The 23,564-nt window shown below is 59.8% G+C and carries 23 protein-coding genes; 11 read left to right on the plus strand and 12 right to left on the minus strand.

Features of this window, described 5'->3' with window-relative positions; all coding sequences use genetic code 11:
* The 3 genes from N4A58_RS14210 to N4A58_RS14220 form a co-directional block, all read right to left on the minus strand.
* On the minus strand, window positions 1-924 hold the full coding sequence (locus N4A58_RS14210) for a co-chaperone YbbN (RefSeq protein WP_293710703.1): 924 nt from the start codon (window positions 922-924) through the stop codon (window positions 1-3).
* 55 nt (window positions 925-979) lie between these two features.
* Window positions 980-1,768 carry an exodeoxyribonuclease III gene (locus N4A58_RS14215; RefSeq protein ID WP_293710923.1) on the minus strand — a complete coding sequence of 263 codons (789 nt, stop codon included), beginning with the start codon at window positions 1,766-1,768 and terminating at the stop codon, window positions 980-982.
* A 205-nt stretch (window positions 1,769-1,973) separates the two neighbouring features.
* Entirely contained in the window at window positions 1,974-2,660 is a 687-nt protein-coding gene (locus N4A58_RS14220) for a response regulator transcription factor (protein WP_072709244.1), read from the minus strand.
* A gap of 165 nt (window positions 2,661-2,825) precedes the next feature.
* Here N4A58_RS14220 and ribA point away from each other — a divergent pair, with 165 nt between their 5' ends.
* Together ribA and N4A58_RS14230 are read left to right on the plus strand one after the other, a co-directional pair.
* Window positions 2,826-3,914, plus strand: coding sequence for a GTP cyclohydrolase II (ribA, locus tag N4A58_RS14225; protein ID WP_293710705.1), 1,089 nt, complete (start codon window positions 2,826-2,828; stop codon window positions 3,912-3,914).
* On the plus strand, window positions 3,911-4,411 hold the full coding sequence (locus N4A58_RS14230; RefSeq protein ID WP_293710707.1) for a L,D-transpeptidase family protein: 501 nt from the start codon (window positions 3,911-3,913) through the stop codon (window positions 4,409-4,411). Before ribA ends, N4A58_RS14230 begins: the two co-directional genes overlap by 4 nt.
* On the opposite strand, the gene N4A58_RS14235 is transcribed toward N4A58_RS14230, so the two are convergent.
* The 4 genes from N4A58_RS14235 to N4A58_RS14250 form a co-directional block, all read right to left on the minus strand.
* On the minus strand, window positions 4,412-4,807 hold the full coding sequence (locus tag N4A58_RS14235; protein WP_083595768.1) for a hypothetical protein: 396 nt from the start codon (window positions 4,805-4,807) through the stop codon (window positions 4,412-4,414).
* Window positions 4,808-4,867: 60 nt separating this feature from the next.
* Entirely contained in the window at window positions 4,868-5,521 is a 654-nt protein-coding gene (locus tag N4A58_RS14240) for a YggS family pyridoxal phosphate-dependent enzyme (protein ID WP_293710709.1), read from the minus strand.
* A complete protein-coding gene (locus N4A58_RS14245; RefSeq protein WP_293710711.1) occupies window positions 5,502-6,989 on the minus strand; it encodes a sulfotransferase in 1,488 nt (495 codons plus the stop codon). The genes N4A58_RS14240 and N4A58_RS14245 overlap by 20 nt, the downstream gene beginning before the upstream one ends.
* Window positions 6,990-7,111: 122 nt before the next feature.
* Window positions 7,112-8,077 carry a porin gene (locus N4A58_RS14250; RefSeq protein WP_293710713.1) on the minus strand — a complete coding sequence of 322 codons (966 nt, stop codon included), beginning with the start codon at window positions 8,075-8,077 and terminating at the stop codon, window positions 7,112-7,114.
* Between the two features lie 296 nt (window positions 8,078-8,373).
* On the opposite strand from N4A58_RS14250, the gene N4A58_RS14255 reads away from it, so the two are divergent.
* A complete protein-coding gene (locus tag N4A58_RS14255) occupies window positions 8,374-8,856 on the plus strand; it encodes a DUF3576 domain-containing protein (RefSeq protein WP_072709230.1) in 483 nt (160 codons plus the stop codon).
* A 71-nt stretch (window positions 8,857-8,927) separates the two neighbouring features.
* Here the strand turns inward: N4A58_RS14255 and N4A58_RS14260 are convergent, their stop codons facing one another.
* Window positions 8,928-10,184: a glycosyltransferase gene (locus tag N4A58_RS14260; RefSeq protein WP_293710715.1), complete on the minus strand. Its 1,257-nt coding sequence runs from the start codon at window positions 10,182-10,184 to the stop codon at window positions 8,928-8,930.
* Between the two features lie 156 nt (window positions 10,185-10,340).
* Here N4A58_RS14260 and leuS point away from each other — a divergent pair, with 156 nt between their 5' ends.
* Genes leuS through holA form a run of 3 tightly spaced genes read left to right on the plus strand, consistent with a single transcriptional unit; the run spans window position 10,341 to window position 14,432 of the window.
* Window positions 10,341-12,920 (plus strand): leucine--tRNA ligase, encoded by a 2,580-nt coding sequence (gene leuS / locus N4A58_RS14265; RefSeq protein ID WP_293710717.1) that lies wholly within the window; start codon window positions 10,341-10,343, stop codon window positions 12,918-12,920.
* Entirely contained in the window at window positions 12,907-13,407 is a 501-nt protein-coding gene (lptE, locus tag N4A58_RS14270; protein ID WP_072709226.1) for an LPS assembly lipoprotein LptE, read from the plus strand. Before leuS ends, lptE begins: the two co-directional genes overlap by 14 nt.
* Window positions 13,404-14,432: a DNA polymerase III subunit delta gene (gene holA, locus N4A58_RS14275; RefSeq protein ID WP_293710719.1), complete on the plus strand. Its 1,029-nt coding sequence runs from the start codon at window positions 13,404-13,406 to the stop codon at window positions 14,430-14,432. Before lptE ends, holA begins: the two co-directional genes overlap by 4 nt.
* Here holA and N4A58_RS14280 read toward each other — a convergent pair.
* Window positions 14,429-15,586, minus strand: coding sequence for a TIGR03862 family flavoprotein (locus tag N4A58_RS14280; RefSeq protein WP_293710721.1), 1,158 nt, complete (start codon window positions 15,584-15,586; stop codon window positions 14,429-14,431). The genes holA and N4A58_RS14280 overlap by 4 nt on opposite strands.
* A 55-nt stretch (window positions 15,587-15,641) precedes the next feature.
* Here N4A58_RS14280 and N4A58_RS14285 point away from each other — a divergent pair, with 55 nt between their 5' ends.
* Window positions 15,642-15,947 (plus strand): HNH endonuclease, encoded by a 306-nt coding sequence (locus tag N4A58_RS14285; RefSeq protein ID WP_293710723.1) that lies wholly within the window; start codon window positions 15,642-15,644, stop codon window positions 15,945-15,947.
* A gap of 69 nt (window positions 15,948-16,016) precedes the next feature.
* On the opposite strand, the gene N4A58_RS14290 is transcribed toward N4A58_RS14285, so the two are convergent.
* On the minus strand, window positions 16,017-16,934 hold the full coding sequence (locus N4A58_RS14290; protein ID WP_293710725.1) for a rhodanese-related sulfurtransferase: 918 nt from the start codon (window positions 16,932-16,934) through the stop codon (window positions 16,017-16,019).
* Window positions 16,935-17,036: 102 nt separating this feature from the next.
* Here N4A58_RS14290 and pncA point away from each other — a divergent pair, with 102 nt between their 5' ends.
* From pncA to N4A58_RS14310, 4 genes are all read left to right on the plus strand, one after another.
* Complete coding sequence (pncA, locus tag N4A58_RS14295) at window positions 17,037-17,645, plus strand: bifunctional nicotinamidase/pyrazinamidase (RefSeq protein WP_293710727.1); 609 nt, start codon at window positions 17,037-17,039, stop codon at window positions 17,643-17,645.
* 69 nt (window positions 17,646-17,714) lie between these two features.
* Window positions 17,715-19,949 carry a PAS domain-containing hybrid sensor histidine kinase/response regulator gene (locus N4A58_RS14300; RefSeq protein ID WP_293710729.1) on the plus strand — a complete coding sequence of 745 codons (2,235 nt, stop codon included), beginning with the start codon at window positions 17,715-17,717 and terminating at the stop codon, window positions 19,947-19,949.
* 56 nt (window positions 19,950-20,005) lie between these two features.
* Window positions 20,006-21,295, plus strand: coding sequence for a nicotinate phosphoribosyltransferase (gene pncB, locus N4A58_RS14305; protein ID WP_293710731.1), 1,290 nt, complete (start codon window positions 20,006-20,008; stop codon window positions 21,293-21,295).
* Window positions 21,295-22,206 (plus strand): hypothetical protein, encoded by a 912-nt coding sequence (locus N4A58_RS14310; RefSeq protein WP_293710733.1) that lies wholly within the window; start codon window positions 21,295-21,297, stop codon window positions 22,204-22,206. The genes pncB and N4A58_RS14310 overlap by 1 nt, the downstream gene beginning before the upstream one ends.
* On the opposite strand, the gene arfB is transcribed toward N4A58_RS14310, so the two are convergent.
* Window positions 22,203-22,616, minus strand: a complete 414-nt coding sequence (gene arfB, locus N4A58_RS14315; protein ID WP_293710735.1) for an alternative ribosome rescue aminoacyl-tRNA hydrolase ArfB — start codon at window positions 22,614-22,616, stop codon at window positions 22,203-22,205. The two genes, N4A58_RS14310 and arfB, sit on opposite strands and share 4 nt — an antisense overlap.
* Window positions 22,617-22,919: 303 nt before the next feature.
* A complete protein-coding gene (locus tag N4A58_RS14320) occupies window positions 22,920-23,546 on the minus strand; it encodes a queuosine precursor transporter (RefSeq protein ID WP_293710736.1) in 627 nt (208 codons plus the stop codon).
* Window positions 23,547-23,564: the final 18 nt, after the last annotated feature.

Below are 23,564 nucleotides of genomic sequence, written 5' to 3' on the forward strand. Positions count from 1 at the left end.
TCAGGCAAATATCATCGAGCTCAATTTACGGCGACCGTTCAGAACGACCGGATCGTTGGGCTTCAGCGCGTCGAAAATGGTGAAAAGTTGCGCTTTGGCGGCGCCGTCGTTCCACTCGCGATCCTTGCGGAACAGGTCGAGCAACTCGGTCACCGCGCCTTCGGCATCACCGTTCGCATAAAGCGCCTGCGCCAAATCGAACCGCGCCTGAAGATCGTCGGGGTTCGCCTCGACAGCCGCGCGCAATTCGGCCACAGGGCCCGCGTCTGCCGCTTGCTTGGCAAGCTCCAGCTGCGCGTGGGCCGCTTCGAGCTCGGGGCTTTTGGAAATCTCGGCGGGGGCGCCGTTCAGGATCGCCTCGGCTTGATCCAGATCGCCGGTCGCGATGTGGGCACGGACCAGACCGCCATAGGCTTTGGCGTGGTTGGGGTCCTCTTCGAGGATCGCCGCGAACACCTGAGCCGCATCCACGGCCTCGCCGTTTTCCATCATCTCTTCGGCCGCTGCGATCGCGTCATCCAGACCGCCGCTGGCATCACCGCCAGCCGCCTGAACCACACGCTCGACGAATGCCTTGATCTCGGAACCGGGGACGGCACCTTGGAAGCCATCGACCGGCTGACCCTGCCAGAAGGCATAGACCGTCGGGATCGACTGCACGCGCAGCTGGCCCGCGATCATCTGGTTTTCGTCCACGTTGACTTTGGCCATCTTAACCGCGCCCTTGGCCGCCTTTACGGCATCCTCCAGCTGCGGGCCAAGTGTTTTGCACGGGCCGCACCACGGGGCCCAGAAATCCACGATGACAGGGGTGGTCATGCTGGCCTGCACGACCTTGTCCATGAAGTCCGCTTCGCCCACGTCCATAATCAGATCGTCGGCGGCGGGGGCGGCGGTTGCATTGCCTTGTCCCAGTTCGAACATCGTCAAATTCCCTTAGTGGTCTGTTGCACCCTATATGAGGGCGCAAGAATGAATATCAAAGGTCAAAGCTCGCGAAAACAGGTGCGTGGTCGCTGGGTTGCTCCCATCCGCGCACGTCACGTCGAATTCGACTGGAATGACCCGCGTTCGCGATGTCTTGCGTGGCCCAGATGTGGTCCAGACGGCGCCCTTTGTCAGCGCCGGACCAATCCTTGGCACGGTAGGACCACCAGCTATAGAGCTGCCCCTCGGGGATGTCCTGACGGGTGATGTCGACCCAGTTGCCCGCGTCCTGCGCCTGCGCCAGATGCTCTACCTCGATCGGAGTGTGGCTGACGATCTTGAGCAGCTGCTTGTGGCTCCAGACATCATCCTCGCGCGGAGCGATGTTCAGATCGCCGACCATGATGGATTTCTGCGGCGCATTCGAGTGCCACCAGTCCCGCATTTCGGTCAGGTAATCCAGCTTCTGCCCGAATTTCTCATTGATCTCGCGGTCCGGCTTGTCGCCACCTGCGGGGACATAGAAATTGTGCACCGTCACACCATTTTCCAGCTGACCCGCGATATGGCGCGCATGGCCCAAACCGGCAAAGTCAAAGCTGGCCACTTCGGTGATCGGCTGCTTGGACAGAATCGCGACGCCGTTATAGCCCTTCTGGCCGCGGGCAATCATGTGCTCGTAGCCCAGAGCGCGGAATGCCTCCATCGGGATCAATTCGACAGGGCTCTTGCACTCTTGCAGGCACAGCACATCGGGGGCGTCTTCGGTCATCAGACGCTCGACCAGTCCAGCACGCAGCCGGACCGAGTTGATGTTCCACGTTGCCAGAGAAAAGCCCATGTCGCCCTCGTTCATTCAAAGTCTTCCCCAGCGATATACCTGCCCACCCCCAGCGGTGAAAGGCGGTGCCGGAATAAAAAAAGACCCGAGCCGAAGCTCGGGCCAAGTCCAACAGGGAGGTACATGTCATAACCCGGACATGCGCGGGGTAGTTAACTGTAGGTTGCCTGCATATGCCGTGCCAAACATTGATCTGGCGCAAAGCTTAGGCATTTAGTCGATAGCCACCGGACTCTGTCACAAGCAAACGCGCATTCGAGGGATCGGGTTCGATTTTCTGGCGAAGCCGATAAATATGCGTCTCTAGCGTGTGCGTCGTCACCCCAGCGTTGTATCCCCATACTTCATGCAAGAGGATGTCTCTGGCAACTACCCCATCGGGAGAGCGGTGTAGAAACTTTAGAATGTTCGTCTCTTTTTCGGTGAGACGGATCTTTTTCTCATCAGCAGTGATCAACATTTTCATCGAAGGCTTAAAAGTGTAGGGCCCAACGACGAAAACTGCGTCCTCGCTTTGCTCGTGCTGGCGCAGTTGCGCGCGAATCCGTGCCAAGAGGACAGGGAACTTGAACGGCTTGGTCACGTAGTCATTCGCGCCAGCGTCCAGACCCAGAATGGTGTCCGCGTCGCTGTCATGGCCGGTCAGCATCAGCACGGGCGCTTTGACACCCTGCTTGCGCATCCGGCGGCACAGCTCGCGACCGTCAGTGTCGGGCAAGCCAACATCGAGAATCACCAGATCGAACAGACCGTCTTTGACCTTTTCCATGGCTTCGGCGCCGTTGCCGGCCTCGAACACATCGAAATCTTCGGTCATCACCAGCTGCTCGCTCAGCGCTTCGCGAAGGTCCTCGTCATCGTCCACCAGAAGGATCTTACGCAGTTGCGACATTTCAGTTCTCCGTTGTCTCGCTTTCCTGTGAGATGAGCCTCACATGCGCTCACGACAAGGTTTGTGGCACGAACCTCACGCCCTCGTGTCGGGGTGAAGGGTTTTATTTCAATTTCCGGCTCAAAGAGTTACAGAACTCTTCGAATTAAGAGAGGAGCCGTAACAATGGCCTTCGCCCCTGACATCATCGAGGATTTGGCCCGCGCCCGTGGCGACTTGCGGATGGGCGTGCCTATTGTGCTGCGTGGCACCGACTCTCTGCTGGTCATGGCCGCAGAAAGCCTGTCCGTCGCGCGTCTGGCCGATCTGCGCAGTCTGGGGAAGCCGCCGGTCGTTGTCCTGACCTCTCATCGCGCCGAAACCTTAAAGGCGACGCCTTATGACGGCGATCTGGCACGCATCACTGTACCGGACGAAGCTGACCTCTGGTGGGTGCGCGCCATGGCAGACCCCAAGCACGACATGGACGTACCCATGAAGGGACCGTTCCAGATCGCCCGTGGCGGGGATGCCAGCCTGCACCGCTTGGCCATCCAGCTTGTGAAAACCGCGCACCTTTTGCCCGCCGCGCTGGTGGTCCCTCTGGACAACCCCGAGGCGTTCGCTGCCACCCACCGCCTGACCCTGATCGACGCAGGCCTCGCCGGGCCAGCCATCGCCGCCGAAGCGTCCTTGCACCCAGTCGCCGCCGCGCGCCTGCCCATGGTCGCGTCAGAGGCTGGCCGTCTGCACATCTACCGCCCCGAAGACGGCAACGAAGAGCATTACGCGATCGAGATTGGAAATCCTTCTCGCGACGAACCCGTTCTGGCCCGCCTGCATTCTGCTTGCTTCACCGGTGACGTGTTGGGCAGCCTGAAATGCGACTGCGGCCCGCAGCTCAACGGCGCCCTACAGCAGATGGGCACCGAAGGCGCGGGCGTCCTGCTCTACCTGAACCAAGAGGGGCGCGGCATCGGCCTTGCCAACAAGATGCGCGCCTATGCCCTGCAGGATCAGGGCTTCGACACGGTCGAGGCCAACCACCGTCTGGGTTTCGAAGACGACGAACGCGATTTCCGGATCGGTGCCGCGATCCTGCGCCGTCTGGGCTTCACCTCGGTCCGCCTGATGACAAACAACCCGCGCAAAATGGCGATGATGGAAAAGATGGGCATCTCGGTCTCTGAACGTGTGCCACTGATCCTCGGGCAGACCCCTCAGAACGCAGCCTACCTCGCGACCAAGGCCAAGAAGTCGGGGCACCTGCTATGAACCGCCACGATCTGGTCGTCACCCCAACCTGCGTCCGTTTTTTAAACCGCCGCTTTCCCCGCACCATCGGGCGCGGCGGGATCACCAGCGCCCACGACAAGCGCGAGGGCGATGGCGCGACCCCGCGCGGCACCCACCGCATTGTTGGAATGCTGTACCGGCCCGACCGCATGGCCCGCCCCGCCGATTGGGCCGTCCCGATCCGCCCGCGCGATCTGTGGTCCGATGATGTCAAAGATCAGGACTACAACCTGATGGTCCGCGCCCCCTACCCCCACAGTCACGAGGCCTTGCGCCGCGCTGATCCGCTCTATGATCTGGTCCTGATCACCGACTGGAACTGGCCCCGCGCTGAACGGGGCAAAGGCAGCGCGATCTTTATCCACCAATGGCGCCGTCCGGGGTATCCGACGGCGGGCTGCGTGGCCTTTGATCCGCAAGACCTGCGCTGGATTGCCAGCCGGATCACTTACGAAACCAAGCTGATCGTCCTGTAATTATTCAGGGTAGTTCCTGCGCATCCACGCGGTGTACAGCGGCTTGAGCCCTTTGTACGCGGTCACGTTCCATTGGTAGGTGTGGATCGCATTTTTGGGGCAGGGCCCCGCGTAGTAGAACAGCCCCTTAGGGATCGTCATATCCCCCGTCGCATTCAGCTTTAGCTTCTTCACACCGTGATTGCGCCACGGGTCATCCAGATCGACCATCCAGAGCCGCAGATGCGTCGCGCCCTCTGGCACATCCTTGATGATGATTTCGGGGTTGGGCACCGCCATCGGTTTGCCCGTCGTGCATCGCGGCATCCGTCCCCATTCAAATGACATCGACATATCTGCCGCTGCTACAGAAGGGAGCGCCATCAGCGCCGCCAGAACCAATACACGAAACCGCATGTCTTACTCCAAGTTCAGTGCGGATAGTCCAGCATCTGGTCCGCACAAGGGCAAGTCACATTACCCGTAATCGCGTGCGCCAAAGATCGCACTGCCAACACGAATGTGGGTCGCCCCAAAACTGATCGCTTTTTCAAAGTCATCGCTCATGCCCATGGACAGACCAGACAGGCCGTTCCGCTCTGCGATCTTGCGCAGCAATGCGAAATGCAGGCTTGCCTCTTCGTCCACAGGCGGAATGCACATCAACCCGCGAATGGGCAGGTCCATGCCCTGACATTCCTTGATGAAGGCATCTGCATCCGCGGGGGCAATTCCCGCTTTCTGCGGCTCCTCGCCCGTGTTCACCTGAATGAACAGCTCGGGGCAGTGCCCCATCTCCTGCGCCAAACGCGCGATAGTCGTCGCAATTTTCGGGCGGTCAACCGTGTGGATCGACTGCGCCAGTTCCATCGCCTGACGGGCCTTGTTGCTTTGCAGTGGGCCAATCAGGTGCAGTTCGATACCGTCGTAGGTTTCACGGAACATCGGCCATTTTCCCGCCGCTTCCTGCACCTTGTTTTCACCGAAAACGCGGTGCCCCTCTTTCAGTACCTCTTCGACGCGCTCATTCGGCTGCACCTTGGACACCGCGATCAGCGTGACGTCTGCCTCGTTGCGGCCGTGGTCGGCACAGGCTTTGGATAGACGTTGTTTAATCTCGGAGAGGGACATTGCTGAGGGCCTCGTAAGTCTCGATAAAGGGTTGCATCTCGTCGGCAAAGCGGCGCCAGCCACCTTTGGCAGACTTGTAAACCGGCACGCGCACCTGTCCAAGGCTCAATGTCCGCACAGCGCCTTCACCCTCTTCGGGATGCAGGCAAGCCTCTTGCCATGGCAGTTTCACGCCCTCGATCAGACGCGGGATTTGGGTGTCCGGATCCTCTACCAGGTCTTCATACTGAACCTCGATCATGCGATCGCCCATCTGATCGCGAAAGGCTTCGACGCATTTCTGGAACAGCACGACCTGCTTGGCGATATCCTCCAGCTTAAAGGCGTATTTGTGCGTCCCCTCAGCAAAGTGGTTCCGGTAGATCGACAGCGCAACATCGCGCGGATCACGGCGCACCACGACAAAGCGCGCATCCGGCATCGCCATCGCAAGCGCGGGCAGCGTCAGGAAGGTCATGATCGACTTGTCAGTGACGTACTTTGCGTCCCCATCAGCCGTTTCCCCCAGCGCTGCGCGCAGCCTGCGCGCCACCGTCTCTAGGGTCGAGGGCTTCACGTCTTGCAGGTTGCCCGGCTCTTTGGTCGTCCCGCCCAAAGCGGCGCGCGCAAGTTTGCTGCCGATGGCCAACTCCTCGGCGTTCGCAACTTCGGAGTGGCGGCCTAGAATACGTTCGACCAGAGTGGTGCCAGAGCGCGGCATGCCGCATACGAAAATGGGCGTCGGTCGCGCGTCGCTTTCAGTGATCGGCGGTAGCACAACGTCCTTCTGCGCCGCGATCAAACGATCCACCTCTAGCGCTGCACCGTCCATGTTCGGAACGGCGGCGGCTCGTTGCAAACTATTGGCTTCGTTCAGATATTTGAAAACCTTGTCATCCTGACGAAGGTCACCATACGCCTTGCCCAACGCATAGGCGATGTGGCACCGCGAGTCATCTTTCAGGTCCTCGCGCTGGTAGATGTCCAGCATCTTGTCGATAATCGGGTCGCCCTCTTTGATCCGGCGGGGCTGCACGTAGCTGCGGTAATTCTCGCCATACAAGGGGTTTGAGTCGATCAAATCCGCGATAAGTTTTTGCGCTGCATCGAACTCACCCAGCTGCATCCGGATCAGCGACTCCTCCAGCTTGATTGATCGCTTTTTCGGGAAGATGACGCGCAGCTTCTTCAGCGTTTTGAGCGCATCTTCGTGCTGATAACAGGCCATTTGCGCCGTGCACAGTGCCTTGAGGATGTCAGGGGATTTGGGCTTGAGCCGATCAGCCGTTTTCAGTGCTTTGACAGCGGTCCGAGGCAGATGCAACTCGTTTGCGGCAAGCGCGAGGTGGTAGTAGCCATCGGCAAATCGCGGAGCGGCAGCAATGACCTTCTGCAAGAGTTGGAACGACTGACTAAACTGGCCTGACAAGCGCAGGTTGATTGCCTGCTGCGTGGCGGCCTTGATTTGGGCTGGCGAGGGGGAGGCCATCTCAATTCCTTTGAACGAATACCTGCCCGAAATAGTGTCTCCCGCGTCCGAGCGAAAGGCTTCGCCCAAAAGAAAAGAGCGGGCGAAAGCCCGCTCTTCCCTGATCAAAGATCTAGGTGACCTTAGAAGGACATCGACAGACCCAGCGAGTACATGTTGATCGGATCGTCGCCCGAAACACCTACGTTGTCCACGGTCTGCTCGCCGAAGCCAGCCTGCAGAACCAGGCCACCGCCGAGGTCGTAGTTTGCCGCCAGACCGAAGCCTTTGTCGGTCGAAACGCCGTCGGTGTGGATCTCACCGTAGTTTGCACCCAGCGACAGAGCGTCCATGGTGTAAACTGCTGCGATGTTGTAGCGAACCGCGATGGGGTCAACTGCGCCATCGATGTTGGTCGCGCCTTCACCGTAGTTTGCAACTACGTCAACTGCACCGAAGGTGGTTGCGGCCGAAACCATCCAGCCTTCCTGGTTTACACCAGTGTTGCTTTCGCCGCCCTGGAAACCAGCACCGAAGTCGAAGCCTGCAACCGAGTAAGTCGCGCCGAAGCCCCAAACGGTGTCGTTAACACCGGTGTCGTCGGTTTCAGCCGACAGCGACAGGCCGAAGCCAGCGATCGAGTAGTCGTAACGAGCAACCTGGCCGTCCAGCAGGCCGTCCATGAACGCTGCGCTCTTGACCGAGTAGGTGGTCGATGCGTCTGCGATGTCACCGATCAGGTCGGTTTCAGCAACTGCTTTATCCAGAGCGCCGTCGGTGTCGCCCATGGTCAGGGTGCCGAAGTCGCCCGAGATGAATACTGCTTCGGGGCCACCGTTGGTGTTCGCGAAACCGCCTTCTTCGTCCAGGTCGATGGTCGCACCGAAGGTGATACCGTTGTCCGACTCGCCCGACAGGGTGAAGGTGACGTCGATGTCGGTGTGGAACTGGTCAGCGAAGTTGGTGTCGTTGTTGTTGCCAGCAACGTTGGTGATACCCTGATCGCCGCCGATGATACCCATTTCTGCCGAGCCCGAGAGGCTCACTTCTGCCGAGGCGATGCCTGCGGTTGCGATCAGCGCGGTGGTCGCGAAAAGAACGTTTTTCATTTTTTCCCTCATGTGTCGTAAGGCACGTACCAATCCGGTGTACCGGTTTTGATGAAGTTTGAATGCACCCAACGACCCCCTTGTTGCAAGTCAACGATGGCACCCCTTGGCAACAAACAGTTAAGTGATGCTCATTTGCCACAAGAGAATTTCCGGAGCGTTTCCACAGTCTTTCGATGATCAGACGCGCACGAATTGCGGCCCCTTATAGTACAAGAAACAAAAGCTGCCTTGTCGGCAGGGATCAGGACCGCTAAGCAGCTAAAGTGACTTTTCGACTTTTTAGGAGAGCCCGCATGACCCGCGCGACGGCCCGTATTGTTCTACTCTCACTTGCGATGGCGACAGGCCTGACCGGATGCGGGAAATTTGCTTCCGAGAAGTCGGCACAGCAAGCCCGTGAGGATTTCTTCGAAGAACAAGAAGTCGAAACTGACCGCACCAAGATTTTCAGCATGTTTATCAAGCCAGACCGCGAAGAGGTTGGCGAGGTTAACAGGTACCTCTGGAATGCGTCACTCGAAGTTCTGAATTTCCTGCCTGTCGAAACCATTGACCCGTTCTCGGGTGTTGTCTCGACCGGCTACGGTACGCCTCCGGGTGGCGGTCGCGCATATCGCGCGACTGTTTACGTCACCGACAGTGCACTTGATGCCCGCTCGCTGAACGTAGCACTCCAATCGCGGGGCGGTCCGGTCAGCATCGACACCCAGCGCGCAGTCGAGGATGCGATTCTTACCCGTGCACGCCAGCTGCGAGTTGCTGATCTGGGCATGTAAGCCCTTTGCGAACACCGGTGAATGAAAAGGGGCCCGCGGGCCCCTTTGTTATGTCTGCTATTCCCGCGCCTTTAATCTTGGGGATCGATTCTGGGTCGGGCGATCAAATTCTCGATCCAGTTCAGCTGATTGGGCATGCACACAGATTTCAGATCGTACTTGGAAACCGCCAACTCCCGCGCAGCCTTGCCCATCCGCGCCGCCAGTTCCTTGTCGTCCAGAACGGTGCACACACGGTCAACCAGTCCATCTTTGTCAAAGAAATCGACGAGGAGGCCGTTCTGCCCATCGACCAGAACTTCGGTCACAGGGGCCACATCGTTGGCAACGATCGGCGCTTCGCTCGCCATCGCCTCGATCATCGACCACGACAGAACAAACGGATACGTTAGATACACGTGCGCGCTCGTGACCTGAAGCATGGTCAGGAACTTGTCGTAGGGGATCTTGCCCAAGAAGTGGACGCGCGCCCAATCCTCGTCCGAGATCTGATCGCGCACTTCGTCAATGAATATCTGCTTCCACGTCTGTCCCCGCGGCGCGGCGGCCCCGTAGCTAACACCATCGCCGCCCACGATCAGAACCGTCGCGTTCGGGCGCCGCTTCAGGAGCTCTGGCAGAGCCCGCATAAAGATGTGGTAGCCGCGATACGGCTCGAGGTTACGATTCACAAAGGTGATCACCTCGTCCTCTTTGGTGAGCGACAGCCCCGCAATCTCGAGACGCGCCTCCGGATTGGGACGCACATTGTTCGTGTCGATCCCGTCATGAGAGATCGTGATCTTGGACTTCAAAGAATCCGGATAGCTCGACAGCTGGAATTTCGTCGGGCAAATGCCCGCATCCATGATCTCGTGGTGTAGACGGTTGTTCAGGTTCTTCATCCGGATTCGCAGCGGCTCTGTCGCGACTTCGCGCACAGGGAATTCAGGATCGAAGTTCATCCCGCCATCCACGGACTGATAATACAGCTCACAAAACAGGCCGAGTCGGGCGTCAGGCCACACGTCCTTCATGAACAGCGACTCGCCCCAACCGGGGTGTGCAATCACGGCGACAGGGTTGAACCCTTGCTTTTTCAGATCAACAGCCGCGCGATAGGCGCCCTCGGCGCGGTGCAGCTTGGTGTCCATATCCAAGAGCCAACTGTGCACCTGCTGCGCTTTGGGGGCTTTGATCTGGTAGGGGACAACCGTCACACCTTCCCACTTCTTGACGCCATCGACCCGCGGGGTCAGCGCCAACACCCGATGTCCCTGAGCGGCAAGCGCCGGAGCCAAATGCTTGAACTGTCCGGGGAAGTTGTTGTGAATAAAAAGAATGTCCATAAAATAATCACTTCCACAAATCTGCCGCCCCAAGAGATAGTCAGAAGGCACGCGCCTTCACAACGGTAAATCAGTAAAAAAACAGGCTGCCTCTGGACCAAAAGGCCGCACAAGCCTATCACCCCGCGCAAGTATTGCATGATCGGGGACCACGAGATGTCGCGCTATTCCGCCAACGAGATCGAAGCCAAATGGCAAAAGGCCTGGGACGAGGCCGGAGTTTTCACCGCGGAACGCAGTGACGACAAGCCCAAGTACTATGTGCTCGAGATGTTCCCCTATCCGTCGGGCCGCATCCACATGGGCCACGTCCGCAATTACACCATGGGCGACGTGATCGCGCGCTACAAGCTGTCGACTGGCCATAACGTGCTGCACCCCATGGGATTTGACGCATTCGGGATGCCTGCGGAAAACGCAGCGATGAAATCGGGTGGTCACCCCAAGGACTGGACCTATGGCAACATCGACGAGATGGTCAGCCAGATGAAGCCCATGGGCTGGTCGCTGGACTGGAACCGCATGTTCGCAACCTGCGATGTCGAATACTACGGCCAGCAGCAGGCGCTGTTCCTTGATATGCTGGAAGCCGGTCTGGTCTACCGCAAGAACGCTGTCGTGAACTGGGACCCGGTCGACATGACCGTTCTGGCGAACGAACAGGTGGAAAACGGCCGCGGCTGGCGTTCTGGTGCTTTGGTCGAGCGCCGCGAGCTGACTCAATGGTTCTTTAAGATCAGCGATTACTCGGACGAACTTCTGTCCGCGCTGGACACGCTGGACAACTGGCCCGCCAAGGTGAAAACCATGCAGGCGAACTGGATCGGCAAATCGCGCGGTCTGCAGTTTGCCTTCTCGACCGTGGACGCGCCCGACGGGTTCGACCGCATTGAGGTCTACACCACCCGCCCCGACACGCTGATGGGCGCCAGCTTTATGGGCATCTCGCCTGATCACCCGCTGGCCAAGCAACTCGAGCAGACCAACCCCGAGATCGCGGCGTTCTGCGCGGACTGCCGCCGCATGGGCACGACCGAAGAAGAGCTGGAAAAGGCCGAGAAGAAGGGCTTTGACACCGGCCTGACCGTGCGCCACCCCTTCGACACCTCGTGGGAGTTGCCGATCTACATCGCGAACTTCATCCTGATGGATTACGGCACCGGCGCGATCTTTGGTTGCCCCGCCCATGACCAGCGGGACTTTGAATTCGCCACCAAGTATGGCCTGCCTATCGCCCCTGTTTTCGTGTCTGCGGACGTGGAAGCGGACGGTGCAGATGAGTATTTCAAGCAAAAAGAAGAGGCCTTCGTCCCGATGAAGTCGGAGACCGTCCGCTACATTCGCGGGTTCTGCGGCGCCGAGCTGCAAACCGGCGAAGATGCCGTCGCCGCCGCGATCGACTTCTGCGAATCTCAAGGCGTCGGCCACGGGGTGACCAAGTTCCGTCTGCGCGACTGGGGGCTGTCCCGTCAGCGCTATTGGGGCTGCCCGATTCCCGTAGTGCATTGTGAGGCTTGCGGTGTTGTTCCCGAGAAGAAAGAGAACCTGCCGGTCAAACTGCCCGACGATGTAACGTTTGACGTGCCCGGCAACCCGCTGGACCGTCACCCCACATGGCGCAACTGTGACTGTCCGTCCTGTGGTGCGCCCGCGCGCCGCGAGACCGACACCATGGACACCTTTGTGGACAGCTCGTGGTACTTTGCCCGCTTTACCGCGCCGCGCGCCGCCACCCCGACCGATGCGGCCGAGGCCGAGTACTGGATGAACGTCGACCAGTATATCGGCGGCATCGAGCACGCGATTCTTCACCTGCTGTATTCGCGCTTCTTTGCCCGCGCGATGAACATCACCGGCCACCTGCCCGAAAAGTCCAAAGAGCCGTTTAACGCTCTGTTCACCCAAGGCATGGTGACCCACGCAATCTACAAGACCGAGGACGCCGATGGCCGCCCCGTCTACCACTACCCCGAAGAAGTGGAGACCAAGGACGGCAAGGTCGTGCTGAAAGACACCGGCGCCGAGGTCGAGGTTGTTCCTTCGGCCAAGATGTCGAAGTCCAAGAACAACGTGGTCGATCCCTTGGCGATCATCGACACCTATGGTGCGGACACCGCCCGTTGGTTCATGCTGTCTGACAGCCCGCCCGAGCGTGACGTGGAATGGACCGCATCGGGCGCCGAAGCGACCTATAAGCACCTGAGCCGCGTCTGGCGCATCGCCACCGATGCCGCAGCAGACGAGACTGCCGCGAACGATCAGGACAAAGCCCTGCTGCGCGAGATGCACAAGGCGATCCATGATGTGACCGCGGGCGTAGAAAGCTTTGGCTTCAACGCCTCGATCGCGAAACTCTATGGCTTCACCAACACGCTGGCGAAATCCAAGGCTGGCGGTGATGCGAAGCGCGAAGCGACCAAGATCCTTGCGCAACTGATGTCGCCCATCACCCCCCACTTGGCCGAGGAAATCTGGTCCCTGCTCGGGGGCACGGGTCTGATCGCGCAGGCCGACTGGCCGCAGGCGGACGAATCGATGCTGGTTGAAGACGAGGTGACCTTGCCCATCCAGATCAACGGCAAGCGCCGTGGGGAAATCACTGTCCCCAAAGATCTGGCAAAGGAAGAGGTTGAAAAGCTGGCCCTCGCACACGAAGCTGTTGTGCGTGCGCTTGATGGAAACGCACCGAAAAAGCTGATTGTTGTGCCGGGACGGATCGTCAATGTCGTCGTTTAACCTGACCCGCCGCGCCTTCGCCCTTGGCGCGGCAATGACCCTTGCTCTGGCCGGATGCGGTTTGAAACCGTCTCTGGCGCCGGGCGGGGCTGCGCAGTCGCTGTTCGGGCGGCTGCGGGCACGTGACCCCGAGAACCGCACAGAATACCTGTTCGTGCGCCGGTTCGAGGAACGCGTTGGCCTGACCACGTCGGGCGATCTGGTGCTGGTCTATGATCTGGAGTTCTCGCGTACGGCCCAAGGCATCACGTCCGACCAGATCACCAGCCGCTTTATGTTGTCGGGCAAGGCGACCTATTCCGTCCGCCGCGCGGGCAGCGAGGCGTCCTTGGCCCACGGGTCTGTCACGGCTTTTACCGGCTATTCGGCCACCGGCTCGACTGTTGCGACTCAGGCCGCCCAAGCGGATGCGGCGGAACGACTGGCCACCCAGCTTGCTGATCTGGTCGTCGCCCGCCTGACGGCAGAGGCCACGCGCCTGCAATGAAGCTGTCTCCGCGCGACGCCAGCAGCTATATCGCGCGCCCTGACCCAGGGAGGCCGGGGATCTTGCTCTACGGCGCTGACCCCATGCGGGTCGCCGACCGGCGGCAAAAGATCGTCTCCAATCTGATTGGCCCCGAAGGCGAGGCCGAAATGCGCCTGAACCGCGTCCAAGGCGCGGAGGTGCGCAAAGACGGCGCGCTCTTGTTCGACGCATTGAAAGAACAGGGATTTTTCCCCGGCCAACGCTGCGTGTTCGTCGAAGATGCGACCGACGCCTGCGCCAAACCCATCGCCGCCGCACTCGAAGGCTGGCGTCCGGGCGATGCTGTTCTGGTCGTCTCGGCAGGGCAACTCGCTGCCAAATCCGCCCTGCGCAAAGTCTTTGAAAGCCACCCGCAGGCCTATGCCCTTGGCATCTACAACGACCCACCGGGCCGAGATGAGATTGAGGGGATTGTGCGGGAATCGGGCCTAGCGATGCCCGACCGCGATGCGATGGACGGGCTTGTCGCGCTGGCCCAAACGCTGGAACCCGGCGATTTCCGCCAGACGGTGCAGAAGCTGGCGCTCTACAAATATGGCGACACTTCGCCCGTCACCGCCGAGGATATCACCGCCTGCGCCCCCGCCTCGACCGAGGCCGCGATTGATGACGTGCTCGATATCGTGTCGGACGGCAGCCCGCAAAAGCTTGGCCCCGTCATGCGGCGGCTCGAAGCCCAAGGCACCAAGCCGACCGAGCTGATGATCTTTGCCCTGCGGCATTTCAAAACCCTGCATGCCGTGGCCTCCGCACCAGGCGGCCCTTCTGCTGGCATCGCTGCGCTCCGTCCTCCCGTTTTCGGGCCCCGCCGCTCGAAACTGGAACGTCAGGCCGGCCGCTGGCCCAGCCTGAAACTGCAAACCGCCATCGGGCTTTTGGTGGAAACCGACCTCAAACTGCGCTCGGCGGGGCAAACCGCCCCCGACATGGCGCTGGTCGAACGCGCGCTCCTGCGCCTGACGATGCTGGGAAACAGCCGTTAATACCGCGCGGCGGCCAGTCCCGCCCAGCGCCCACTGGCCAGACACGCGGTCAGCAGATAGCCCCCCGTCGGGGCCTCCCAGTCCAGCATCTCGCCGCAGGCAAAGACACCGGGCCGCTCCCGCAGCATCAGATTCCCATCCAGCGCACTGAACCGCAGCCCGCCCGCAACCGAAATCGCCTCGTCCAGCGGACGCGGCCCCGCCAATGCCAAAGGCAACCCCTTCAGCACCGGCGCCAGATCATCAGGCGAAGGCCGCGCGAATTCCTGCACCAGAGCCACCTTCACCGCAGGCATCGACAACGTCTTGCGCAGCCGGTTGGCCAACGAATCCTTCGCCTTGCCCCGCGCCAAACGCTTGCGCGCCTCGTCCACGGACAAATGCGGCAGCAGGTCCACGCGCAGGTCCGCCCCCTCTCGAACCGCCCGCGAAACAGCGTAAATCCCGCCGCCCTCGACCCCACGGGCCGACACAACGAATTCCCCGCGCTCCACCTGATCTCCGGCGATCAGGGCGACATCCTTCACCGGCTCACCGAAATGCTTGACCATATGCTCGGACCAATCGACCAGAAACCCCATGTTCGCGGGCTGAAACGAGGCCACATCGCCCACATACTCCGCCCAAGCGCCATCGGACCCCAGCCGCGCCCAGCTCGCTCCGCCGCACGCCAATACAGTCACGCCAGCCCGCAAAACAACACGCCCATCAGGCCCATCGACCAACACGTCATCGCCGTCCCAACCGGCCCAGCGTTGCCGCACGCGCACCTCGACGCCATAGCCCTCCAGCCGCCGCAACCAACTGCGCAACAAGGGCGAGGCCTTCATCACCTTCGGAAACACCCGCCCCGAACTGCCCACGAACAAGGGCACGCCCAGATCTTCGGCCCAGCCCATCACCTCGACCGGCCCAAAGTCGCGCAACGCCGGAACCAAAGGCTCCACCCCCGCCCCATAGGCCGCCACAAACGCCGACATATCCTGGTCCTTGGTGATGTTCAGGCCCGACTTACCCGCCATCAGGAATTTGCGCGCCACGCTCGGCTTGGCCTCCAGAACAACCACGCGCCGCCCCTCGGCGCCCAGCATTTCGGCCGCCATCAGCCCAGCGGGTCCCGCGCCGATCACCAGCGCATCCACAACCTCGACCATGCCAGCCCCCTTGTTCCGAACAGAATTCGCGCCATGATTACCCACCGAGGCCCCGATGACACAAGAGCACCCCGATCCGAACTGCCCCCTTTGCGACCGCCCGATCCCGCCGGGCGTCCCGCAAAGCTTGCACCACCTGATCCCGCGCCTGCGCGGCGGCAAAGGTGGCCCGACCATCCTGATCCACCACATCTGCCACAAAGAAATCCACGCCGCGATAAGCGAAACAGAGCTCGCGCGCCACTACAACACGCCCGAATCCCTGCGCGGTCATCCGCAGCTGGCCAAATTCTTTGCATGGGTCGCCAAACGCCCGCCCGACTTCATCTCGAAATCCAAAGGCGGCCGCCGCAAACGCTAATCTTCAGCTTGGGTAAAATACCCCGGGGGTGAATTGGCCATCGGCCAAGAGGGGGCAGCACCCCCTGCATCACTCGTCCAAGGACAACGTCCCCAGATGGGTCTCGCCCCGCTCGCGGGCCAGTGCCATCTGCTTCTGCCGCTCGCGGAACCGCGCCTTGTCCGCATCAGTCGTCTCGTCCACGCACTGATGACAGCTCACACCCACCTCATATTCAGGACGGTCCTTGTCCTCTGGCAGGATGGGGCGGCGACAGGCGTGGCACAACTCGTGCGGCCCTTCCTTCAGCCCGTGGCCCACGGACACGCGCCCGTCGAACACAAAGCATTCACCTTCCCACGTGCTCTCTTCTTCGGGCATCTCTTCGAGGTACCGTAGAATCCCACCTTTTAGGTGGTACACCTCGGGCACGCCCTGCTGCAGCAGGAAATTCGTCGACTTCTCGCAGCGGATGCCACCAGTGCAGAACATCGCAACGCGCTTGTTGTGAAAGCGGTCCTTGTTCTCTTCCCACCACTGGGGGAATTCACGAAAGGACTTGGTCATCGGATCGACCGCGCCCTCGAACGTGCCGATCGCCACCTCGTAATCATTGCGGGTGTCGATGGTCACCACATCGGGGCTGCGGATCAGCTCGTTCCATTCCTCGGGCTCCACGTAGTTGCCCACATGGGCCGTGGGGTCCACGTCGGGCTGGCCCATGGTTACGATCTCTTTCTTCAACCGCACCTTCATGCGGGGAAAGGGTGCCTTCTCGGCCGTTGCCTCTTTCCACTCCAGCCCCGCGCAGCCCGGCAGGCTACGGATATGGGCCAGCACAGCGTCCAGACCCGCCCGCGGACCGGCGATGGTGCCATTGATCCCCTCGCGCGCGAGCAAGAGCGAGCCTTTGACATCCCCCGCATCACAGACAGCCTTCAAGGGCCCCTGAATGCCAGCAGGATCGTCGAAACGGGTGAATTGGTAGAGAGCAGCAATATAATACATGGCCGATGCACTTATTCCCCTCGCCGAATGCGATCAAGAGGCATGATTGACGCCGCCCCGCCCGCACCCTAGCGTAGACTCAGATGGGATGAAAAAATCACAATGCAGTACGCAGATACGGCTCTGATGGTCATAGACGTGCAGAACGACTTCTGCACTGGCGGTGCGCTCGCCGTCCCCGACGGCGAGGCCGTCGTTCCCCTGATCAACGCAATGCTGCCCGACTACGGGGCCTGTATCTTGACCCAAGACTGGCATCCCGCAGGACACAGCTCTTTTGCCAGCCAGCACGCGGGCAAAGAGCCCTTCGGAACCGTAGAGATGTCTTACGGCACCCAAGTCTTGTGGCCAGATCATTGTGTTCAGGGCACCCAAGGCGCTGAATTTCACGCCGATTTGCAAACGGACGCCGCGAACATGATCATTCGCAAAGGCTTCCGCCGCGACATCGACAGCTACTCAGCGTTTTTCGAGAATGACAGGACCACGCCGACTGGCCTAACGGGTTACTTACGCACGATAAATGTGCAAAAGGTCACGTTAGCCGGACTCGCAACTGATTTTTGCGTGGCGTATTCGGCTCTCGACGCAGCCCGTCTGGGATTTGATGTCACAGTAGACCTGCGGGCCTGCCGTGCCATTGATCTGGAAGGGTCTTTGGAACATGCGCTTTCCCAGATGGCGCAGAATTCCGTTCGGGTTGTGGACTAAAGGATCGACGTCCACAGTTCTTTTACAAGGTGCTTGGGTGTAGGTCCTGCCGCAAAGAGACCGAATGCAATGAGTGACGCCACCGCGCCGCAAGATCAAAACAAAAAGCTCTCGGCCAAAGAGGGCAAGTTCCGCGGCTATGTCGGCGGACGGCTTGACCTCATGTATGTGCGTCTGGTCGTCGGCTCACTTGGGGCGCTGATCCTGTACTTCCCGTACTCTTGGTACCTGACCGCCGTCGCCGTGGTCGCGGTATGTATGGCAGAGGCGCTGGACACCATCTCGCTCAACCAATCGCTCAAGCGTCTGGACAAGGGCGGGCCCCTGACACCGGAACTGCGGTTCAGCACCGTTACCGCCGGTTTTCAGGCCGTGCTCTTTTCTGCGGTCGTGATTGGCGCTGCGGCGCTGCAGCCCAATGAAACCGTCGACATGTTCGTCATCTGCTACCTGTTCGCAGCGGTGATGAACGCAGGGGCCCTTCTTTATTACAACCCGCCCGCCATTTTCGTCCGTCTGCTAATCTACGGCTGCGCTCTGATCCTGATCCTGTCCGTACGCTGGATGACAATCGGGGCCTCGCCGCAACTGGCATACGAAACGCTGGCGTCGCTCCTTTTGGCCTACGTCGCCTATCGGCTCATTGATTTTACCGACGGCAGCTTCCGTCAACAGGACGAGGACCGCAGCGCAGCGGAAACGGCCCAAGCCTCTTTGCGCAAGGCAAACCAGCAGCTCGTGAACAACGAAAAGTACCTGCAGCAGCTGGCCGCCGTGGCTGAAAACGCGAATGACTCGGTGATCGTCTTCGACAAAACCGGTCGCATCACGTGGGTGAACGACGCCTTTACCCGCCTGACCGGCTACACCCTGAACGAGGCCACGGGCCGCCGCCCCATCGGCTTGCTCAAAGGGCCACTCACATCCCCCGAAGCCCTTGCCAAGCTCGAGCACGCTGGCGCCACCCATTCACCCCTGCGGATCGAATTGCAGAACTACACCAAATCCGGCGATCCGATCTGGGTCGAAACCAACCTCGTGCCCTTGCCCGACACCGCGCAGAACGCGGGCGGCATGATCGCGATCGAGCGCAACATCACCCACTCCAAGGCGCGCGAAACCGAGTTGGCCGAAGCCATGCTCAAAGCCGAACGCAACGAGCGGGCCAAGACCGAATTCCTTGCCACCACCAGCCACGAAATCCGGACCCCGATGAACAGCATCGTCGGCCTCGCGGATCTGTTGGCCGAACAGGACCTTTCGGACCAGTCGCGCCAATATGTGGCCGCCCTTCAGGACACCGCCGAGTCTCTGGTGCGGATCGTGAACGACATCCTCGACCTGTCAAAACTCGAAGCAGGCAAGCTCAAGATCACCCCGAATGTGTTCGAGCTGAAAGAGTTCTTTGACAAACTCGACGGTCTGCTGCGCCCGCGCGCAGAGGCCAAGGGCCTGTCCTTCTCGATCGACCTGCCCGACGATCTGCCCATGATCTACGCCGACGAAGGGCGCATCCGCCAGATTCTGGTGAACGTGATTGACAACGCCATCAAGTTCACCCCAACCGGCGGTGTCACCATCTCGGTCCAAGGCTCTCGCATCGCCAACACTTGCCGCTTTGCCGTGGACGTGACGGACAGCGGGATCGGCATCTCGGAAGACGGCATGCGCCGCCTGTTTGGCTACTACGCGCAGGCCGAAGACACGACCGCGCAGGACTTCGGCGGCACCGGCCTCGGCCTTGCCATCTCGCGCCAACTGGCCCGCGAGATGGGCGGCGACCTGACCGCCGTCTCTCACGAGGGCCAAGGCTCCTGCTTCTCGCTCTTCTTGCCCGTGCCCTGCGCCACCCGCCGCACGATCGAAGAACTGCCCACCGCCGAACCCCCCGCCCCTGCGCCAGAGGATCTGACCGGCCGCACCGTGCTAGTGGCCGAGGACAACGCCACCAACCGTATGCTCATGAGCAAATTCCTCGAAAAATGCGGGGCAGAGATCCTCTTTGCCGTAGATGGACAGCAAGCGATCGACACCACGACTGCCGCCCATCCCGACCTGATCCTAATGGACATGCAGATGCCCGGTGTCGACGGGATCGAGGCGACCCGCCGCATCCGCACGCTCGACCTGCCCCAGCCCTACATCATCGCCCTGACGGCCAACGCCCAAAAGGACGACCGCGATTCCTGCATCGCAGCGGGCATGGACGATTTCATGACCAAACCCGTGCGCAAGGTCCAACTGCTCGAGACCTTGCATCAGGTCCTGTCCGAACGCCCCGCTGTGGAAAAACCACTTTCATAACAAGGCGCGCCTAGCGTACACCTGTCCTGTTACCGCGAACGCAAGGGATCCGTACCATGGACATCGCCACCCGCGTCTATAACCACAAGTGGAAGATCGACCCCATCGTCCGGTCCCTGATCGACACCGATTTCTACAAACTGCTGATGTGCCAATCGGTGTTCCGCAACAAACCGGACACCCGCGTCGCCTTTAGCCTGATCAACCGCAGCAAAACCGTCCGCCTTGCCGAACTGATTGACGAGGGCGAGCTGCGCGAGCAACTGGACCACATCCGCAGCCTATCGCTATCCCGCGGCGAATCCACATGGCTGCGCGGCAACACCTTCTACGGCAAACGCCAGATGTTCCGCCCCGACTTCATGGAGTGGTTCGAAAACCTGCGCCTGCCCCCCTATCACCTCGAGAAAATCGACGGTCAGTACGAGCTGACCTTCGAAGGGTCGTGGCCCGAGGTCATGCTCTGGGAAATCCCCGCCCTCGCCGTGCTGATGGAGCTACGCGGCCGCGCTGTCCTGAATGAAATGGGCCGCTTTGAACTGCAGGTCCTCTATGCCCGCGCCATGACCCAGATGTGGGAAAAGGTGCAGCGCCTGCGCACCATCGACGGCCTGAAAATCGCGGACTTCGGCACCCGCCGCCGCCATTCCTTTCTCTGGCAGGACTGGTGCGTCCAAGCCATGATGGAAGGGCTGGGGGACAAATTCACCGGCACGTCCAACTGCCTCATCGCCATGAAACGCGAGGTCGAGGCGATCGGCACCAACGCCCACGAACTGCCCATGGTCTACGCCGCGCTGGCCGAAACCGACGCCGAACTGGCGCAGGCCCCCTATCAGGTGCTGGCCGACTGGCACGAAGAGCATTCGGGCAACCTGCGCATCATCCTGCCCGACACCTACGGGACCGAAGGCTTCCTGAAACGCGCACCCGATTGGCTGGCCGGCTGGACCGGCATCCGCATCGACAGCGGCGATCCGGCCTCTGGCGCCGAAACCGCCATCCGCTGGTGGCAGGACCGCGGCGAGGATCCCACCCAAAAACTGGTGATCTTCTCGGATGGCCTCGACGTGGACCAGATCGAAGCCCTCTCCGCCCAATTCGCCGGCCGCGTCCGCGTCAGCTTTGGCTGGGGCACACTCCTGACCAACGATTTCCGAGGTCTGGCCCCCGACGACGCCCTCGCCCCGTTCTCATTGGTGTGCAAAGCCGTCAGCGCCAACGGCCGCCCGACGGTCAAACTCTCGGACAACCCCGAAAAAGCGATGGGCCCCAAGGCCGAAATCGAGCGCTATAAGCGCGTATTCGGCGTTGGGGAGCAAGAGAGACGGGAGGTTGTGGTTTAGTGGGTTCACCAAAAAACCAAACTATTGATGGAACCATAGAAATCGACATCTCTTTTTCCTGCCCAACATGCAGCAAAAACGTCTCTGAGAATTGCACCACAAGGAGACCCAATTGGGAAGCACTTGAAGAAGACCCAGATTTCGAGCAGGACACCGAAGGCACAACGATCTGTCGAAGTTGCCATAGAAATTTTTTGGTCAACTTCAGACATAAGAGCGGTCGTTGCGTCGCATCTTTAATTAATGCGCCTTATGTAATCGTCACTTCAAGCACACCAATTTGGGTACCAAAGCCACCAGACGATATCACCCCTGAAGATGACGCCGATCCATATCAATCATTTAAGTATGCCTTTGAGGAAATTAGAGAAGAAGTTTTGAAGTTAGGAAATAGCATCGGAGACGAGTTATTAAACCGAATGCTCTTCACTCAAATTATTGGCGTGATGGAGGCATATTTCTCAGATGTAATTTCCAACACCATTAAATCCAACAAAATTTACCTAAAGCTGTTCATTCAGAAAGATAGAGAACTCTGCAAAGAAAAACTCAGCCTCACTGAGGTTTTTGACGACCCCGACATAATCAACAAAAAGATAAATCAAAGAATTGAAGCCATATCGTTTCACAACATCGAACATGTAGATACGATTTTCAAACACCTCTTCGAAGAAAAACTGCTACAAAAAAGTGGCAACACTAAAGAACTAAAGCACGCCATTCAGCTTCGTCACGATTGCGTGCACCGAAATGGGCGGGACAAAAGTGGCAACACTTTAAGAGTATTTAAACGAACTTATCTCTTACAGATCATGGAGACTATTGAGCGCTTTGTTGCTCAGGCCGACGTGATCATTGAAAAAAGTAGGATGTCTCAGACATGGGACTTCGATGACGAAGTTCCGTTTTAATCCACCTTGCCGCGCAGCGCCTTAACCTCCCCCCGCTGCTTCTTCGCGTCGAGGCGGCGGCGGACAGAGCCTTTGGTGGGCTTGGTGGGGATGCGGCGTTTGGGGACTTCCAGTGATTTCAGGATCAGTTCGACCAGCCGTTCGCGGGCGATCTCGCGGTTGCGGGCCTGACTGCGGGTGTCCTCGACCCGCAGGATCAGCGCCCCGTCCAAAGTCCAGCGGCGCCCAGCCAGTTTCTTGAGCCGTCGTTTGACCGCATCAGTCAGCGCGGGGCTGCGCTCGGCCTCGAACCGCAGTTCGACCGCCGTTGACACCTTGTTCACATTCTGGCCGCCGGGGCCGGAGCTGCGGGTGAACTGCTCGGTCAGTTCCCAGTCCTGAATTGTGATCTTGTCGTTTACACGCAGCACGGGTGCCCTCCGAACGTCATGACGTTTGCCATACGCAAACCATACGTGGGCCAGACGTGCAATTTGACAATGAAAAAGGGCCGCCGTGAAGCACTACGGTGGCCCTTCCGAAAGTTGCAGGAGGCGGGCGGTTAGGCCGACGCCAATCCGGTGAGTTTAGCGCCCAAGGGCTGCCCTAGACGAAAAACCCTCCGATTGTCCCGACACCTCGCTCCAATACCTTTCTCGACACTGGACCACCTCCTTTCAATATGTTGCTCCTATGGAAAAAGGTGGCACAGTTTCTTGTGATGTCAAAAAGAATTATTGGGTAGTCGCGTTCAACTTTCCGGTAATGATGCGAAACGGAACGAGAGCGATCAAAGCGACAGCAATTTTGACCATCCAGTCAGCCACCGCGAGCGTGATCCACAGGGGCTGGTCCGGCCCAACCGTCATAAAAGGCATAGAATCCAACGCCCAAGCGGTCGCTGCGTCCGAATCTGCCCCAAAACTGATCTGCGCCGAAAACGCGACGGTGAAAAACAGGGCCGTGTCGATCACAGAGCCCACAACGGTCGACGCCAGCGGCGCTTTCCACCAAACGCCCCTGCGCAAACGGTCGAACACCGCAATGTCCAGAAGTTGAGCGGTCAGGAAAGCAAAGCCCGATGCAACGCCGATCCGCAGGGGCACGGCGGGACCGAACTCTAGCATAACCTGGCTGCCAATCAGCGAGCATATGATGCCCGTGACAAAGCCAACCAGCACGACTTTGCGCGCCTCAGCGGCGCCGTAGATACGGTTCATCAGGTCGGTCACCAGAAACGCGATGGGATAGGTAAACGCGCCCCAAGTCAGCAGACCATCGAGGATCAGGAATTGAACAAGGATATTCGAGGCAACCACCACGGCTGCCATGGCGATCACGCCAGGAAGGATACGGTTCATGATGTCGGTCCGTTTTTT

Source organism: Donghicola sp. (genome assembly GCF_025210255.1).
Taxonomy (GTDB): Bacteria; Pseudomonadota; Alphaproteobacteria; order Rhodobacterales; family Rhodobacteraceae; genus Donghicola; species Donghicola eburneus.